14 protein-coding genes and 5 pseudogenes are annotated in these 16,135 nt (G+C 66.2%); 11 read left to right on the top strand and 8 right to left on the bottom strand.

Going from position 1 to position 16,135, the window contains the following annotated elements:
* Positions 1-79 precede the first annotated feature (79 nt).
* From CN538_RS10045 to CN538_RS10020, 6 genes and pseudogenes are all read left to right on the top strand, one after another.
* A pseudogene (locus CN538_RS10045) lies at positions 80-851 on the top strand (ABC transporter ATP-binding protein).
* Positions 852-861: 10 nt separating this feature from the next.
* Entirely contained in the window at positions 862-1,578 is a 717-nt protein-coding gene (locus CN538_RS10040; RefSeq protein ID WP_106419334.1) for an ABC transporter permease, read from the top strand.
* Positions 1,566-2,296: pseudogene (locus CN538_RS10035) on the top strand (ABC transporter permease). The gene CN538_RS10040 and the pseudogene CN538_RS10035 overlap by 13 nt, the downstream one beginning before the upstream one ends.
* A gap of 83 nt (positions 2,297-2,379) precedes the next feature.
* Positions 2,380-3,201 carry a transporter substrate-binding domain-containing protein gene (locus tag CN538_RS10030; RefSeq protein WP_106419333.1) on the top strand — a complete coding sequence of 274 codons (822 nt, stop codon included), beginning with the start codon at positions 2,380-2,382 and terminating at the stop codon, positions 3,199-3,201.
* A 76-nt stretch (positions 3,202-3,277) separates the two neighbouring features.
* On the top strand, positions 3,278-4,228 hold the full coding sequence (locus CN538_RS10025; RefSeq protein ID WP_207233449.1) for a succinylglutamate desuccinylase/aspartoacylase family protein: 951 nt from the start codon (positions 3,278-3,280) through the stop codon (positions 4,226-4,228).
* Between the two features lie 351 nt (positions 4,229-4,579).
* A pseudogene (locus CN538_RS10020) lies at positions 4,580-5,349 on the top strand (transporter substrate-binding domain-containing protein).
* 122 nt (positions 5,350-5,471) lie between these two features.
* On the opposite strand, the gene CN538_RS10015 reads toward CN538_RS10020, so the two are convergent.
* A complete protein-coding gene (locus CN538_RS10015; protein WP_106419332.1) occupies positions 5,472-6,194 on the bottom strand; it encodes a glutamine amidotransferase-related protein in 723 nt (240 codons plus the stop codon).
* A gap of 435 nt (positions 6,195-6,629) precedes the next feature.
* On the opposite strand from CN538_RS10015, the gene CN538_RS10010 reads away from it, so the two are divergent.
* The gene (locus CN538_RS10010; protein WP_106419331.1) at positions 6,630-7,127 is read left to right on the top strand and encodes a hypothetical protein; all 498 of its coding nucleotides are present in this window, start codon (positions 6,630-6,632) and stop codon (positions 7,125-7,127) included.
* Between the two features lie 21 nt (positions 7,128-7,148).
* On the opposite strand, the gene CN538_RS10005 is transcribed toward CN538_RS10010, so the two are convergent.
* A complete protein-coding gene (locus tag CN538_RS10005) occupies positions 7,149-8,012 on the bottom strand; it encodes an AbrB family transcriptional regulator (RefSeq protein ID WP_242494962.1) in 864 nt (287 codons plus the stop codon).
* 8 nt (positions 8,013-8,020) lie between these two features.
* Positions 8,021-8,212 (bottom strand): AbrB family transcriptional regulator, encoded by a 192-nt coding sequence (locus CN538_RS22715; protein ID WP_242494961.1) that lies wholly within the window; start codon positions 8,210-8,212, stop codon positions 8,021-8,023.
* Between the two features lie 392 nt (positions 8,213-8,604).
* Here CN538_RS22715 and CN538_RS22710 point away from each other — a divergent pair, with 392 nt between their 5' ends.
* Together CN538_RS22710 and CN538_RS22705 are read left to right on the top strand one after the other, a co-directional pair.
* Positions 8,605-9,435, top strand: a complete 831-nt coding sequence (locus CN538_RS22710; RefSeq protein WP_242494960.1) for a PQQ-dependent sugar dehydrogenase — start codon at positions 8,605-8,607, stop codon at positions 9,433-9,435.
* Positions 9,416-9,832: a PQQ-dependent sugar dehydrogenase gene (locus CN538_RS22705; protein ID WP_242494959.1), complete on the top strand. Its 417-nt coding sequence runs from the start codon at positions 9,416-9,418 to the stop codon at positions 9,830-9,832. The genes CN538_RS22710 and CN538_RS22705 overlap by 20 nt, the downstream gene beginning before the upstream one ends.
* Positions 9,833-9,848: 16 nt before the next feature.
* Here CN538_RS22705 and CN538_RS22700 read toward each other — a convergent pair whose 3' ends face one another.
* The 5 genes and pseudogenes from CN538_RS22700 to ilvD form a co-directional block, all read right to left on the bottom strand.
* Entirely contained in the window at positions 9,849-10,073 is a 225-nt protein-coding gene (locus tag CN538_RS22700) for a hypothetical protein (RefSeq protein WP_242495842.1), read from the bottom strand.
* Positions 10,074-10,186: 113 nt separating this feature from the next.
* Positions 10,187-10,297 (bottom strand): annotated as a pseudogene (locus CN538_RS22695) (metallophosphoesterase family protein); the annotation flags it as partial.
* Positions 10,298-10,352: 55 nt separating this feature from the next.
* Positions 10,353-10,808 carry a hypothetical protein gene (locus tag CN538_RS09990; protein ID WP_129591346.1) on the bottom strand — a complete coding sequence of 152 codons (456 nt, stop codon included), beginning with the start codon at positions 10,806-10,808 and terminating at the stop codon, positions 10,353-10,355.
* Positions 10,809-10,899: 91 nt separating this feature from the next.
* Positions 10,900-12,009: a uroporphyrinogen decarboxylase/cobalamine-independent methonine synthase family protein gene (locus CN538_RS09985; RefSeq protein WP_207233447.1), complete on the bottom strand. Its 1,110-nt coding sequence runs from the start codon at positions 12,007-12,009 to the stop codon at positions 10,900-10,902.
* Between the two features lie 286 nt (positions 12,010-12,295).
* Positions 12,296-14,007, bottom strand: a pseudogene (ilvD, locus tag CN538_RS09980) (dihydroxy-acid dehydratase).
* 205 nt (positions 14,008-14,212) lie between these two features.
* Between ilvD and CN538_RS09975 the strand changes: the two are divergent.
* Positions 14,213-15,112 (top strand): LysR family transcriptional regulator, encoded by a 900-nt coding sequence (locus tag CN538_RS09975; protein WP_164999567.1) that lies wholly within the window; start codon positions 14,213-14,215, stop codon positions 15,110-15,112.
* Between the two features lie 231 nt (positions 15,113-15,343).
* Positions 15,344-16,132, top strand: coding sequence for a putative hydro-lyase (locus CN538_RS09970; RefSeq protein WP_106419328.1), 789 nt, complete (start codon positions 15,344-15,346; stop codon positions 16,130-16,132).
* Positions 16,133-16,135: the final 3 nt, after the last annotated feature.

The following is a 16,135-nucleotide window of genomic DNA, read 5'->3' as shown; positions in this document are numbered from 1 at the left end:
CGCTCACTCCGACTTTCGCGAGCCGGACACCCGAGCGCGCCGCCGGCCCCGCCAGCCAACCCATTCGGTGGACGACCACATGGCCACGACCCCCATCCCGCTCGAGGCGCGCGACATCAAGAAGCGTTTCGGCTCCCACGAGGTGCTCAAGGGCCTCTCTCTCGAGGCTCACAAGGGTGATGTCATCACCCTGATCGGTGCCTCCGGCTCGGGCAAGAGCACCTTCCTGCGCTGCATGAACCTGCTCGAACAGCCCGACGAGGGCGAGCTGATCGTGCACAACGAGCCGATCCACTTCCGGCCCACCAAGCACGGCCGTGAGCCCGCCGACTGGAAGCAGGTCGAACGTCTGCGCGCCAAGCTCTCGATGGTGTTCCAGAACTTCAATCTGTGGTCGCACATGACGCTGCTCGAGAACGTCATCGAGGCGCCGGTGCATGTGCTCAAGAAGCCGCGCAAGCAGGCCATCGACGAAGCCCGGGCGCTGCTCGACCGGGTCGGCCTGCTGGAGCGCGCCGACTACTATCCGACCCAGATGTCGGGCGGTCCAGCAGCAGCGCGGCGCGATCGCCCGGGCGCTGGCGATGGACCCCGAAGTGATGCTGTTCGACGAGCCCACCTCGGCGCTCGACCCCGAGCTGGTGGGCGACGTGCTCAAGGTCATGCGCGGGCTCGCCGACGAGGGCCGCACCATGATCCTGGTGACCCATGAGATCGCCTTCGCCCGCGATGTCTCGAGCCAGGTGATCTACCTGCACCAGGGCGTGATCGAAGAGTCCGGCGCGCCGGCCGAGGTTCTCGACAACCCGCGCTCCGAGCGCCTGCGCCAGTTCCTGGCGCCCAAGCACTGAGGCGGCCATCATGATCGACCTGCAAGGCTACGGCCCGCGGCTGCTGGAAGGCGCCATGGTCACGCTCGAACTGGCGCTGTTGTCGCTGGTGCTGGCGGTGATCCTGGGCCTGCTCACGGCCAGCGCCAAGCTCTCGCGCAACCGCGCGATCCACGCCATCGGCACCCTCTACACCACGCTGATCCGCGGTGTGCCGGACCTGGTGCTGATGATGTTGCTGTTCTACGGCGGCCAGATCGGCATCAACATGCTCACCGATCAGCTCTACGACGCCTTCGATGTCGATATCTTCATCAACGTCGATGCCTTCGTCGCCGGTGTCATCACCATCGGCCTGATCTTCGGAGCCTACATGGGCGAGACCTTCCGGGGCGCCTTCCAGTCGGTCGAAGAAGGCCAGATGGAAGCCGCCCGCGCCTACGGCATGGGCCCGTGGCTGGCGTTTCGCCGCGTGCGCTTCCCGCTGATGATGCGCCATGCGCTGCCGGGGATCGGCAACAACTGGATGGTGCTGCTGAAGACCACCGCGCTGGTCTCGATCATCGGCCTGACCGACATGGTGCGGGTCGCCGCCGAGGCCACCAAGGCGACTCATGAGCCGTTCTTGTTCATGCTGCCGGTGGCGGGGGTCTATCTGCTCATCGCCTCGCTCTCGGAGTGGGGCTTCGCCAAGCTCAGCAAGCGCTACAGCACCGGTTTCGGGGAGGCCAGCGAATGGACCAACTGAGCGCCTGGTTCACCCAATTGCTCGCGGGCAACGCGATCTTCACCGCCAACACCCTGGGCTTCTACTGGAACGGCCTGGTCACCACGGTGCAACTGGTGTTTCTGTGTCTACTGCTGGGCATCGTGCTCGCGGTACCGCTGGCGATCGGCCGCGGCTCCAAGCGGTGGTGGATCAAGTGGCCGATCTACGCCTACACCTACGTCTTCCGCGGCACGCCGCTGCTGATCCAGCTCTATCTGGTCTACTATGGCGTGGTGTTCTTCAATGGCATCCAGGACACCATCTTCTGGGAGGTGTTCAAGGACGCTTTCTACCCGGCGCTGATCGCGTTCACGCTGAATACCGCGGCCTACACCACCGAGATCTTCCGCGGCGCGATCAAGAACACCGCCAAGGGCGAGATCGAGGCGGCACGTGCCTATGGCATGTCCAAGGGACTGATGATGCGCCGTATCATCCTGCCCAGCGCCTTTCGCCGCGCACTGCCCGCCTACGGCAACGAGGTGATCTTCATGCTCCACGCCAGCGCCGTGGCCAGCGTGGTGACGATCATGGATCTGACCGGGGCGGCCTATTACGTCTACGCACGTTTCTATGCGCCCTTCCGGCCTTCATCTTCGTCGCCCTGATCTATCTCTGCCTGACCTTCAGCATCATGTTCGTCTTCCGCCAGATGGAAAAACGCCTGCTGGCCCACCTGCGACCGCGCGGCGCCTGAGCGCGGTGGCAGCCACGACGGCCATCACCAAGAACCTCAAGACCACAATAACGCCACCTGCGATCACAACGAGAACCGACGCCATGACAAACTGGATCACCAAGACCCTGATCACCGCCACCCTGCTCGCCGCACCGCTGGCCGCGACCCCGGCGCTGGCCGACGACAACCAGACCGTGCGTCTCGGCATCGACGTGCCCTACGAGCCGTTCGTGATGCGCAGCGCCGACGGCCAGCTCGAAGGCTTCGAGATCGATCTCGGCAACGAGCTGTGCAAGCGCGCCAAGCTCGACTGCACCTGGGTCGAACAGCCCTGGGACGGCATCATCCCCGGCCTGCTGGCACGCAAGTACGACGCCATCCTGTCGTCGATGGCGATCACCCCGGAGCGCGAGCGCCAGGTGCTGTTCTCGCTGCCCTACTACAACACCCCGAGCGTGTGGATCACCGCGCGTGACCGCGATATCGACATCGCCGACAAGGCCTCCCTCAAGGGTCTTTCCGTGGGCGTGCAGCGCGGCACCATCCGCGATGTCTACGTTACCCAGGAGTATGGCGATGTGCTCGACATCCAGCGCTACGGCTCGTCCCAGGACGTGGTCAATGACCTCAAGGCCGGGCGTCTCGACCTGACCTTCGAAGACTTCCCGATTGCCGTCGACGCCATCGACTTCCGTGGCGACAACAGCCCCTATAAACAGATCGGGCCGAGCATCAAGACGCCGACCTCGATCTTCGGCAAAGGCGCCGCGATGGCCTTCCGCAAGCGCGACAAGGCGCTGGCGGCGAAGTTCGACCAGGCAATCTGCGCAGTCTACGCCGACGGCACCTTCGACAAGCTGATGCACCAGTACTTCGATTACGACCTGTCCGTGCGCCCCAGCCAGCAGGACTGCGCCCAGTAAACGACCCCCGATGCACCGGCGCACCGCCCTCCCCGGCGGTGCGCCGCCTGCCGCCACTCCGCGCCGAGGACTCCCCGTGGAACACCGCAGACACCCCCTGATCGGCCCGGTTCCGGGCACCGAGCGCGCGCTCGACAGCTTCCATTTCGGCCCCGCCGACGCCGAGCGCCACGTCTACGTGCAGGGCTCGCTGCATGCCGACGAGCTGCCGGGCATGATGGTCGCCTGGACGCTCAAGCAGCGCCTGGCCAAACTCGAACGCGACGGCCGTCTCGCCTGCCGGGTGAGCGTCGTGCCGGTGGCCAACCCGATCGGTCTCGACCAGCAACTGATGGATACCGCGCTGGGCCGCTACGACTTCGAGACGCTCAAGAACTTCAATCGTCACTACGTCGACGTGGTCGACCAGGTAGCCGACGGCCTGGAAGCCGAACTCAGTGACGATATCGCCGCCAACCGACGTCTGATCCGGGCACGCTTCAGCGCCGCCCTGGCCTCCCAGACGGCGACGACCAGCCTCGACTCGCTGCGTCTGATGCTGCAGCGCCTGGCCTGCGAGGCGGACTTCGTGCTCGATCTGCACTGCGACTTCAACGCGGTCGAGCACCTCTACACCACGCCGGCGGCATGGCCGGTGTTCGAGCCCTTCGCGCGCTACTTCGGCGCCAAGGCGAGCATGCTCGCCACCGACTCCGGCGGGCAGTCGTTCGACGAGTGTTTCACCCTGGTGTGGGAAGCACTGCGCCAGCGCTTCGGCGAGCGCTTCCCGATCGATTACGGCACCCAGTCGATCACCGTCGAGCTGCGCGGGCAGCAGGACGTTTCTCACGAGCTGGCAGCCCACGACAGCCAGGCGATCATCGACTGGCTGACCCACCTGGGTCTGGTCGTGGGCGAGGCGCCGCCACTGCCGGGTCTGGCCTACCCGGCCACTGAGCTTGCGGCGATGGACTTCCTGCATGCACCGATCGGCGGCCTGGTGGTGTTCCATCTGGCCCCCGGTGTCGAGGTGGAGGGGGGCAACTGATCGCCGAGATCATCGACCCGATCAGCGACCGCATCGAAGCGATCCGCGCACCCCAGCGCGGCATGTTCTATGCTCGAACCCAGCGCCGCATGGCCACGGCCGGGATGATCGTGGCCGATATCGCCGGCCACCAGAGCCATCGCAGCGGCTATCTGCTGGCGCCGTGAGGCCACTGGCGCTGGTCGGATCGCCGGGCGCTGATATTCAAGCGTCGGCGCATTGGTTATGCTGCCAGCGTCAGGCCCGTATTACCGGTGCGGCATCGCTCACGAGGCCGCCGACGCCGGGACGCCCTCGCTGACCAGGCGACCACTGAACAACAACGCCCGTACCACAAGAGAGACGCGATTCATGAGAAAACTGCTGACCACCACGCTGCTCGGCGCCGCGCTGATCGCCGGCGCGGCCAACGCCCAGGACAAGGAGCATCTGCGCATCGGCGTCGATGTGCCCTACGAGCCGATGGAGTACCGCACCGCCGACGGCGAGCTGACCGGCTTCGACATCGATCTCGGCAACGCCATGTGCAAGCAGATCAAGGCCGACTGCGAGTGGGTGGTACAGGCATGGGACGGCATCATTCCGGGCCTGCTGGCGCGCAAGTACGACGCCATCATGTCGTCGATGACGATCAACGACGAGCGCCGCAACACCGTGCTCTTCTCCGACCCGTACATCAAGCCGCCCTCCGCCTGGTTCGTGCCGGCCGGCAGCAGCATCGAGACGATCTATCCCAAGTCGCTCGAGGGCAAGACCATCGGCGTCCAGCGCGGCACCCTGCAGGACAACTACGTCACCGACATGTACGGCGACAAGGCCAAGATCAGCCGTTACACCACCGCTGACGACCTGGTGCTGGACATGGACGCGGGTCGCGTCGATATCGCCTTCCTCGACTTCCCGGTGGGCAAGTCGACCCTGCTCGACAGCAAGGAAGGCAGCTACAAGACCATCGGCGGCATGATCACCGAGCCGGAGAAGTATTTCGGTGAGGGCTTCGGTATCGCCTTCCGTCCGCGCGACAAAAACTCGCCGAGCGCTTCAACGAGGCCTTGGCCACGCTGAAGCAGGATGGCACCTACGACAAGATCTACGACAAGTACTTCAAGACCGGCGAGTGATCGCCGCTACCGACGCCGCATCGGCCGCTGGCTGAAGCGGCCCGGCAAGAGAAAAGCCCCGATCCAGGATCGGGCTTTTCGTTGGGCGGGAGGTCAGCCGATACGTGCCGACGCGCCCTCGCTCAAGCCTGAGCTCCAGCCTGGCGCCAGAACGCCAGCATCCAGCGCGCCATGGTCTCGCTGTCGACCTCGTCGGCCAGCGATGCCTGCCCTTCACGTACTCTTTCCGCCGGCATGCGATCGCCGCGCAGCGCCATCAGATCCGCCGAGTACGCTTTGGTGAATTCAGGATGGCCCTGAATGCCGAGGAAGCACTCACCGATCTGGATCAGATAGAACGGGCAGAAGTCACTTGCCGCCAGCACCCGGGTCTCGGCCGGCAGTCGCGCGACCTGATCCTGGTGGCTGACCAGCAGATTGAGCGCCTCCCGCGGCGGCGTCATCCACGGCGCCTGAGCGGCGATGCGGTTGTACGACACTCCTACGCCCCAACCCCGCGGGCTACGCTCGACCTCGCCACCAAGCGCCTTGGCGATCAACTGATGGCCGAAGCAGACGCCGATCAGCGGCCGACGCTGTGCCCACAGCAGACGCACGAATTCGCACAGCCGTTCGATCCAGGCGTCGCCGTCGTTAACGCCGTACTTGGACCCCGTGATCAACCAGGCATCGATCTCGTCGATATCCGCCTGGGTGGGGATCTCGCCATCGAGACAGCGCCAGGTACGCCACTCGAGCTTGGGTTCCTGCGACTCGAGCAGGCGGGCGAACTGCTCGGGATAGTTGCGATGCGTCTCGCGTAGCGGCTCGGCGACATCGTCGCACTGCAGGATGCCAATGCGCATGGAACTCTCCTCTTCTCGTACTCTGACTTGTTGATCTGGACTCGGTAATCTGCTGAACCTGACGGTGACCTAGACCTTCCAGCGACGCCCCGCTTACGTCTGCTGACAACCTCGATCGGCGGCACCGATCACGCGTCGCCGCTCAGGGCACAAAGCCCACCGAGGCGCAGCGGGCCGGGGCGGCGGGCTGAGCCTGACGTGCCGCCATTGTCCCACAACGGCGGCGATAATCCCTCTCGACCGCTACGTTGAGCTTCAATTGTTTACCGTTCTCGTATGGAGCCCGCCAATGGCGATCTTTATCCTCTGACGAGAGGATACGAGCCCCCTGTGAGCCGGCCAGCGGCCACTGCCGCAACGTCGCCAGGGGCTAGATCGAAGAACGACGACTTGCCCACGCGAGAGGCGAGCGTGACTCACGCAGCAGGGTGACGTATGGCGCCATGGTTCGATCATTTGCAGGAAGCGGCCGCACTGTGTGTGGGCCTCTATGCCCTGCTGCTGCTCTGCCGCGGTAACGCCTTGCCGCCCGCCGCCGTGCCCGCCGCGCTCATGCTGGCAGTGGCGATCAAATCCCCGCTGCTCACCCCGACTGTCGCTCTGAGCCTGAGCCTGGTTCTGCTGCTGGCCGCCAGCATGATGCTGCGCCCCGGACTGATGCCCGCCTGGCTGGCGAGCTCGTTGCCCTCCCCCGGCAGCGGTGCCGAGGCGGCGGTGCAGGTTACCGCGCATCCGGTACGCGGCACGCTGCAGGTGTTCTATCTCTCGCGCTGGTTCGAAGCCATCCTGATCGATCCTGCCAATCCGCCGCTGCGTGAGGGCGAGACGGTCTATCTGATCCGCCACGGCAGCCGCCAGGCCTGGGTCAGCCGCGTGCGCAGCCATACCCCGCCCGACACACCGAGCCGACGCTGGAACTGGCGTACCCAGTAGCTAGAACCTCAGGCTTTCGTTTCAGCTCGGACGCGCAAAACGCGCCACCAGCCGCGCCATCCCCGGCCCCACCATGACCACCGTGAACAGACGCAGTGTCTGCAGCGCCACCACCAGGCCGACATCGGCGTGGGTGTCGATGGCGATGATCGTCATCGAGTCGAGCCCGCCTGGGCTGGTCGCCAGATAGGCGCTGATGAAAGCGGTATGCATCAACAGCGTCACCAGCCACGCCGACAGCGCGCACAGCGCGATCAGTACCAGCGAGGCCAGAATCATCTTGCTCAGCGCGCGGGCAATGGTGTGCAGCGTGGCACGGTCGAAACGCAGCCCCACGTAGGCCCCGATCACGCCGTAGGCCAGCTCCAGCAGTGGCTGCGGCAGGGTCAATGTCACCACCCCGCCAAGATGCAGCAGTGTGCCCAGCGCTACGGGGCCCAGCAGCGCCCCGGCCGGCAGGCGGCGATGGCACAGCCACACGCCGGCAACGACCACCGCCAGGGTTGCCAGCAAATCGAGCCAGGCGCCGGCCGAGGTCGGCAGCGGCGCAGCGTGGCTGCTACTGGTGTCAGTGACGCCCAGGTAGTGGCTGACCAGCGCCCCGAGCAGTACCACGCAGACTACCCGCACATACTGCATCGCGGCCACGATTCGCGGGTCGGCATCGCTCTCCTCGGCCATCGCCACCATCGCTGCGGCTGCCCCGGGGGTGGTGCCCCAGGCCGCGGTCGTGCCCGGCAGGCCGCCATGACGCACCAGCGCGATACCCACCGCCAGACTCAACAGCAGGGTGATCGCGGTGGCCAGCAGCATCACCGGCCAGGCGTCCAGAATCTGATGCAGCACCGCCAGCGTCAGGGTCTGGGCGATCAGTACGCCGACCACGCCCTGGCTCAGCTTGAAGGCGCTGCGCGGCGCGCGAGCCCGCCCACCGTGACCCCGTAGACGATGGCGACCGCCATCGGGCCGATGAACCCGCCAGCCGGCATATGCACCAGTGCGAGCAGCCAGCTGGATAAGACACAGGCCAGCGCCAGCAGCAGCCAGCGCCAGGTATTGGGTAGAGAAAGAGAGGATCGAGGCACGTGGGGAGAGGCCGAATTCCGTGAAAAGGCTAACTTTATCAGGCATCGCTAATAGCGTCAGTTTTTGTCGACAATCTTTCGAGCCTGGGCGGAACGCCTTTCGACTCAGAAAGATCTCGGCGCCCGGCCCGCCTTCCTTGGTCCATACTCTGAAGGATTCGCCTCGCATCGATACCTCCCGGCGCTCGCCAGCCGGCCACCGTGTTCGCTTCAGGAGAGCCTTCATGCCGCCATCCGCGACTCTTCAAATGACCTCGCACATGGCCACTAAACTGGCCCCGAACATGGCCGCTAAACTGGCCCCGAACATGGCCGCTAAACTGGCCCCGAACATGGCCGCTAAACTGGCCCCGAATATGGCCACTAGGCTGGCCCCACGCTGGGCCCCGCACTTGGCAAGAACCGCAGCGCCTCGCCTGGCCTCCCGCATCGCCGGCGTCGCCCTGCTCGCCCTGGGCGGAGACGCCCTGGCCCAGGCGCCGGTGCCCACCGGACCACCCAACGCCCCTGAGCAGCGCCCCGCCTTCGCCGCGCAGACCCGGGCCCCGGCACTGCCGGCGAGCGCGCCGCTGCGCATCGAGCGTGTGGCCGAGGGGCTCGAGTACCCTTGGGGCCTGGCCTTTGTCGACAACGACACCGCCCTGATCACCGAGCGCCCGGGGCGACTGCGTCGGGTCGATCTGCGTAGTGGCAGCCTCTCGGCACCGATCGGCGGGCTGCCGGAGATCGACGCCCGCGGCCAGGGCGGTCTGCTCGATATCACCCTCGACCCGGATTTCGCGCACAATCACCGGCTCTACCTGAGCTACGCCGAGCCGCGTGAAGGGGGCAAGAACGCCACTGCCGTCGCCCGTGCCATCCTCGCCCCCGGTAGCCAGCAGCTCGACGAGCTGACGGTGATCTTCCGCCAGACGCCGGCCTGGGCGTCGACCAAGCACTTCGGCTCGCGGCTGGTCTGGGACACCCAGGGCCATCTCTACGTCACCCTCGGCGAACGCTCGCTGCCCGAGCCACGCCAGCTGGCGCAGGACCCGCACACCCATCTGGGCAAGGTGGTGCGTATTCAGCCCGACGGCAGTATCCCCGCAGACAACCCGTTCGCCGCGGGTCAGGCGGGGGCACCGGCGGTGTGGTCCTACGGCCATCGCAACATTCAGGGCGCGGCGCTGCATCCCGACAGCGGCAAGCTGTGGACCATCGAACATGGCCCCCCGCGGCGGTGACGAACTCAACGTGCCACTGGCCGGGCGCAACTACGGCTGGCCAGTGATCACCTACGGTGAGGATTACAGCGGCACGCCGATCGGCGAAGGCGTAACCGCCAGGGAGGGAATGGAGCAACCGATCTACTACTGGGACCCGGTGATCGCACCGGGCGACATGACCTTCTATCAGGGCACCCGTTTCCCCGACTGGCACGGCGACCTGATCATCGCTTCGCTCTCCCCCGGCGGCCTGGTGCGGCTGACGCTGGATGGCGAACGGGTGAGCGGCGAAGCGCGTCTGGCGTCCGAACTGGGGCGGGTACGCGACGTGGATGAAGGGCCGGACGGTGCGCTATGGGCGTTGACCGATGCCCGCGACGGCGCTCTGGTGCGGCTGCTGCCCGGTAGGCAGTGACTTGGCCCCGCTCGCTCTACAGTGGCAGATGGAGGATCGCCGAGCGCAGCCCGGCGGGGGTGACCCACAGCTTGCCCAGGGTCAGCGGCAGGCGGAAACGCCGCCGCCCCGCCGCACCCGGGTTGAACAGCAGCTGACGCCGGCCGTCGATATCACGCCAGGTCTGACGCGGCTTGTGCGAGTGAGCGTGCAGAATCGCCGTGCAGGCCAGCCGCTCATCGCAGTCGGCGATATCGTGCACCAGTTGCAGCGGCTGGCCGTTGACGACCAGTTGAAGGTGCGTGGGCAGCGCCGGCAGGGGCCCTCCCGGTCGATATTGCCGCGCACCGCATAGAGCGGGCCGCGGGCAGCCAGTCGCGTCAGAATCTCGGGGTCGCCGACGTCGCCGAGGTGAATCAGTTGCGGGCAGTCGGCGAGCAGCGCCAGTGCCTCGTCGCGCAGCAGGCCATGGGTGTCGGCGATCACCCCGAGCGGCGCCGCGCTGTCGATACGCAGCGTGCGCCTCGGGGCAGTCAGCGTCTCATGCACCGCCGGGATTGGACTTGACGGTGGATGAGGTCTCGACGCTGTCGAACGTCACCTTACCGTCGGCATCCACCTGACAGGTAAGGTTGTACTTGGTATTGCCCGGCCCCAGCAGATCGACCAGCAGCTCGAAGGTATCGCCACTGTCGAGCTCATCGGCGGCATAGTCCCAGGCGTTGGTGTCGTAGATCGCCTTGCCCTCGATCTCGCGGTTCTCGCCGCTGTCGAGCGCCAGTGCCAGGCACTGCTTGGCAATCTCAGGCGCGCCCTCTTCCAGCACCCGGGTCTCCTTGGGATGGTGCGGCTGGCTGGCTCCCTGCGCCTGGGCCATCGCCCCGGCGCTTGCCAGACACAGCGACACCCCGACGCCCATGACCATCGCTCTCATCACGTTCATCGCACTGCTTACGTTCACCGCACTGCTTGCGCTCATCGCCCCTCTCCCGGTCATGCTACCTCTCCTTGTCATCACATCAGGCTCGGTCGAGCCATGGACGCTTGCAGTATAGAAGAGCCCGGGATGCCGCGCGCTGACCTCGGCTTCAGCCCCACAGCCGCCGGGTGGCGATCGCCGCGCCCTCGCTCAACGCTTTGAGCTTGGCCCAGGCCACGTCCTGGGCCACGAACTCGTAGCTGGCGAAGGTGCCGAAGCCGCAGTCGGTGCCCGCCACCACTCGCTCGCGATCGCCAATGGCATCCACCGAGGCGCAGATGCGATTGGCCACCACTTCGGGATGCTCGAGATAGTTGGTGGTGACATCGATCACCCCCGGCATCAGCAGCATGTGATCGGGTAGCGGGTGAGTCTTGAACGAGACCGTCTCGTGCTCGTGGCGCGGATTGCCCAGCGGGATGCTGAGTGCCCCCACCTTGGCCCGGTAGAGGATCGGCAGCAGCTCGGCCACCGGCACGTCGTCCTGGTGCGGCCCCTGCCAGTTGCCCCAGCAGACGTGCAGGCGCACCTGGTCCGCCGGGATGTTCTCCAGCGCCAGATTGATCGCCTCGACGTGCAGCTCGACGCGCTCGAGGAAGGTGCCCAGATCGGCATCGCCGAACAGGATCACGCGCTCCATGGCCAGGTCCGGGGCATCCAGCTGCAGCACGTGGCCAGCGGCCACGATCGCCTCGTACTCCTGCTTCAGCTCGCGGGCAACGGCGAGCACGTAGTCGCGGTCGGTCGGGTAATCAGGATTGTCCTGAGCGCGCAGCATGGTGGTGGTGACCACGCCAGGAGACGCCGCAGTCATGAAGGTCTCGCGCGGTGCCGGGCGCCCCGCCAGCGCGGCCGCGAACGAGGCCAGCTCCGCCTTGACCCCAGCCAGCGTCGGGTCGTAACGCACCGCCCGCTGCGCCAGCGGCGTGTTCCACACCTTGGCCAGATCCTCGGAGACGCCGATCTGGCGCGCCATGTGCTCGGCATAGCCGGGGAACTTCTGGATATCCAGCGTCGGCTTGCGCCGCCCCTCGCCGCCGAAGCCGCTCATGCGCTCAGTGACATAGGTCGAGAACCCCACCCGCGGCGCCTCGCCGTTGTTGATGCTGTCGAGCCCCGCCTCGAGCTGGGCGCCGATCACCCCGTCGAGACAGCGTGCGACCTCGGCCTCGAACGCTGCGCTATCTACCGGCTTGCCCTGCTCACGCAGCACCAGCATGCGCGACAGCGCCGGGGTGCGCGGCAGGCTGCCTGTGGGTGGTGATGATGCGGTCTCGGCTGGTCTGCATGGGGTCCCTCAACGCTGTCATGGTGATGAATCAGCCGCCAAGGATACCCAAGCCGCGCCGCGGAAACTGGCGTACACACGTGAAAATTCCGCGCCTCCGTTATGAGCCGGGCTCATACCGGAGGCGCGAACCACTGAGGGGCGCTGCTGGCCGCCTCAGTGGTCCAGAATGACTGTCGCCGAGCGCTCAGCCGTCCAGGGCTCAGTCATCTAGAGCTCAGTCATCCAGGACTTCGGGCAGATCGGTCACCGCGCCGCGCGAGGCCGAGCTGACGGTCTTGGCGTACTTGGCCAGGGCGCCGCGGGCGTAGCGCGGCGTCGGCCGCCGCCACGCCTCGCGCCGACGCTCCATCTCGGCATCATCGATATGCACGGTCATCACGTCGTTCTCGGCGTCGATGGTGATCTCGTCGCCATCCTCGACCAGGCCGATCGGCCCGCCGACGAACGCTTCCGGCGTGATGTGGCCGACCACGAAGCCGTGGCTGCCGCCGGAGAAGCGGCCGTCGGTGATCAACGCCACCTGGTCGCCCAGGCCGCGGCCCATGATCGCCGAGGTGGGCGTGAGCATCTCGCGCATGCCCGGCCCGCCCTTGGGCCCTTCGTAGCGGATGACGACGACATCGCCGGCGACCACCGTCAAATCGTTGATCCGGGCCTGGGCCTCCTCCTCGGAATTGAAAACCCGTGCGCGGCCGGTGAAGCGGGTGCCCTCCTTGCCACTGATCTTGGCCACCGCACCTTCCGGGGCGAGGTTGCCGTAGAGAATGCGCAGGTGGCTGGTCGCCTTCACCGGCGCGTCCAACGGCTTGATGATCTGCTGGTCGAGCGGATAGGGCGCGACCTCGGCGAGGTTCTCCGCCAGCGTCTTGCCGGTGACCGTGACGCAGTCGCCGTGCAGCAGGCCGGCATCGAGCAGAGTCTTATCAGCGGCTGGATGCCGCCGATCGCCACCAGCTCGCTCATCATGTAGTGGCCGCTGGGGCGCAGGTCGGCCAGCACCGGCACGCGCTTGCCGATCGCAGTGAAGTCATCCAGCGTGAGTTCGACCCCGATGGTGTTGGCGATCGCCAGCAGGTGCAGCACCGCGTTGGTGGAGCCGCCGAGGGCGATGACCACGGTGATGGCGTTCTCGAACGCCTGGCGGGTCATGATGTCCGACGGCTTCAGGTCCAGCGCCAGCAGATTGAGCACCGCCTCACCGGCGGCGTGGCTATCGTCGCGCTTGGTCTGCGATACCGCCTCCTGGGCCGAGGAGTTGGGCAGGCTCATGCCCAGCGCCTCGATCGCCGAGGCCATGGTGTTGGCGGTGTACATGCCGCCGCAGGAGCCCGGGCCGGGGATCGCCGTCTCCTCGATCTGCTTGACCTCGATCAACGACTTGTTGCCCTGGGAGTAGGCGCCCATCGCCTCGAACACCGAGACGATATCGGTGTGCCCGGCGCCGGGCTGGATGGTCCCGCCGTAGACGAAGATACCCGGGCGATCGAGACGCGCCAGGCCGATCATGCAGCCCGGCATGTTCTTGTCGCAGCCGCCGATCGCGACCACGCCGTCGAAGCCCTCGCACCCGGCCACCGCCTCGATGGAGTCGGCGATGATCTCGCGCGAGACCATCGAGTACTTCATGCCCTCGGTGCCGTTGGCGATGCCGTCACTGATGGTGATGGTGTTGAACACCACGCCCTTGCCGCCGGCGGCATCGGCGCCGTCGCTGGCCGCGTCGGCGAGCACGTCGATATGACTGTTGCACGGCGTGACCCGGCTCCAGGTCGAGGCGACCCCGATCTGCGGTTTCTTGAAGTCGTCGTCATTGAAACCGACGGCGCGCAGCATGGCGCGGCTGGCGGCCTTGCCGGGGCCATCGACCACCTTGGCCGAATGGCGCCGCCGCGGGTCGTTCTCGTGGGGGGAATCGTGCTCGCTCATCGGGCGCTCCTCTTCTCGCTTGTGATGCTGGGTCTTGTGGTTTTGGCGTGTGATGCCGGCGTGTGGTCTCGACATCGTGTCCGACTGCCGCGCCGGGCTGGCGTCTGCGACCGGTGGCACCGGCGGAGGTCGGGCGGCCCCCTGTCCATGTCATACTGGCGCGGCGCTATTGCCCTCATCCTCTCTCACTTCGCGGCGGCTCGTCATGTTCGACTTCAAGGAAATCGAAGCCTTCGTCTGGATCGTGCGCCTCGGCTCGTTCCGATTGGCGGCCCAGCACCTGCATCTGACCCAGCCCTCGATCTCCGATCGGGTCGCGCGGCTGGAGGAAATCGTCGGTGGCGCGCTGCTGGATCGCGCCCAGCGTCCGATCCAGCCGACCCTCAAGGGGCGGCAGTTCTATCGCCACGCCGAGCTGCTGCTGGAGACGCGTCAGGAGGCGATGGCGATGCTCGAGGCCAGCAACCCGTTCCAGGGGGTACTGCGTCTCGGCGTGGTCGAGACCATCGCCCACAGCTGGCTGCCGGCGTTCATTGCCGAGCTCGCCAACCGCTTTCCCGACATGACGCTGCAGCTCGAGGTGGATGGCACGCCGGGGCTCGCCAACCGGCTGCTCAATCGCCAGGTCGACATGGCCTTTACACTGGGGCCGGTGGACGCCAAGGACATCCTCAGCCGGCCACTGTGCCACTATGCCACGGGTCTGATCGCCACCCCGCAGTTGGGCTTCTCGGCCCAGACCTTCACCCTGGAAGCGCTGGCGCGAACCGGAACACCGTTGATCACCTTCGCCAGTGACAGCCGCCCCTATCGCGCGCTGCAGTCGCTGCTCCACCAGGAGCGCCTCGAGCGGATCAAGCTGCACTGCTCCGGCTCGGTGTGGACCATCGTACGCCTGGCGCTGGATGGTATCGGCGTCGGTGCCATCCCGCCGCGCATCGTCGAGCAGGAGATCGCCCGCGGCGAACTCATCACGCTGCCCTGTGATCTGCCCTGGCTCGATTTCGCAGCCTCCTGGCCGCAGCACATCGACAAGGCACTGGCCGATGGCGTCATCGATCTGGCAATCGAGCTCGGCCAACGGGACCAGCGCGAACACGCCTGACGTCGGACGAGGCGTTACCGAGGAGGCTCATGGCGCAAGGCGTTGGCGATGTGCCTGACATCGAAAGGTTTTGTCGAAAGCGCTGAGATTGAAAGGTTTTTGCCAATGAAAGGGAATCATAAAAATCGATTGGATTGATGCGCCGTGAACCCATAGCGTTGGATTGCATAAAGGTGGCGCTCGGCCCTGGCAGTCGTAGCGGCCACGACAATGACAATCAGGATCGACGACATGACCTCTCTCGACGCCACCGTCTCTCCGGCCGAGCACGCCATCCGTCGCGGCGACTGGCCCACCACCACCACCGGTATCGCCAACGGCTACGCCCAGGCCAATCTGGTCATCATTCCCGAAACCTACGCCGCCGACTTCCTGCGTTTCTGCCTGGCCAACCGCGCCGCCTGTCCGGTGCTCGACGTCAGCGAACCGGGCAGCTTTCACCCGCAGGTATTGGGTGAAGCGATCGACCTGCGCACCGACGTGCCGCGCTACCGCGTCTACGAAGAGGGCGAACTGGTCGACGAACCGGCCGATCTCGTCTCCCGCTGGCGCGACGATCTGGTCACCTTCTCGCTCGGCTGCTCGTTCTCGTTCGAGGAGTCGCTGATCGCCGAGGGCGTACCGGTCCGCCACATGGCCGCACGCACCATCGTACCGATGTACCGAACCAGCCTTCCGTTGATCCCCGCCGGCCCGTTCCACGGCAGCTACGTCGTGTCGATGCGCGCCATGTCGCCGGCCGATGCCATCCGCGCCATTCAGATCACCACCGACATGCCCAGCGTTCACGGCGCGCCCCTGCACCTGGCGCGACCGGAGCTGATCGGTATCGACGATATCCATCGGCCGGACTTCGGCGATGCCCCGGTGATGGAAGCCGGTGACATTCCGGTGTTCTGGGCCTGCGGGGTAACGCCGCAGATCGCACTGATGAATGCGAAGCTGCCCTTCGCCATGGCCCACGCGCCGGGCCACATGCTGATCACCGACATTCCCAACCATCGTTTGAAGTACCGCTGACGA

This window comes from Salinicola tamaricis (assembly GCF_003006155.1).
Lineage (GTDB): Bacteria > Pseudomonadota > Gammaproteobacteria > Pseudomonadales > Halomonadaceae > Salinicola > Salinicola tamaricis.
This window is presented reverse-complemented; position numbering and strand designations above follow the sequence as displayed.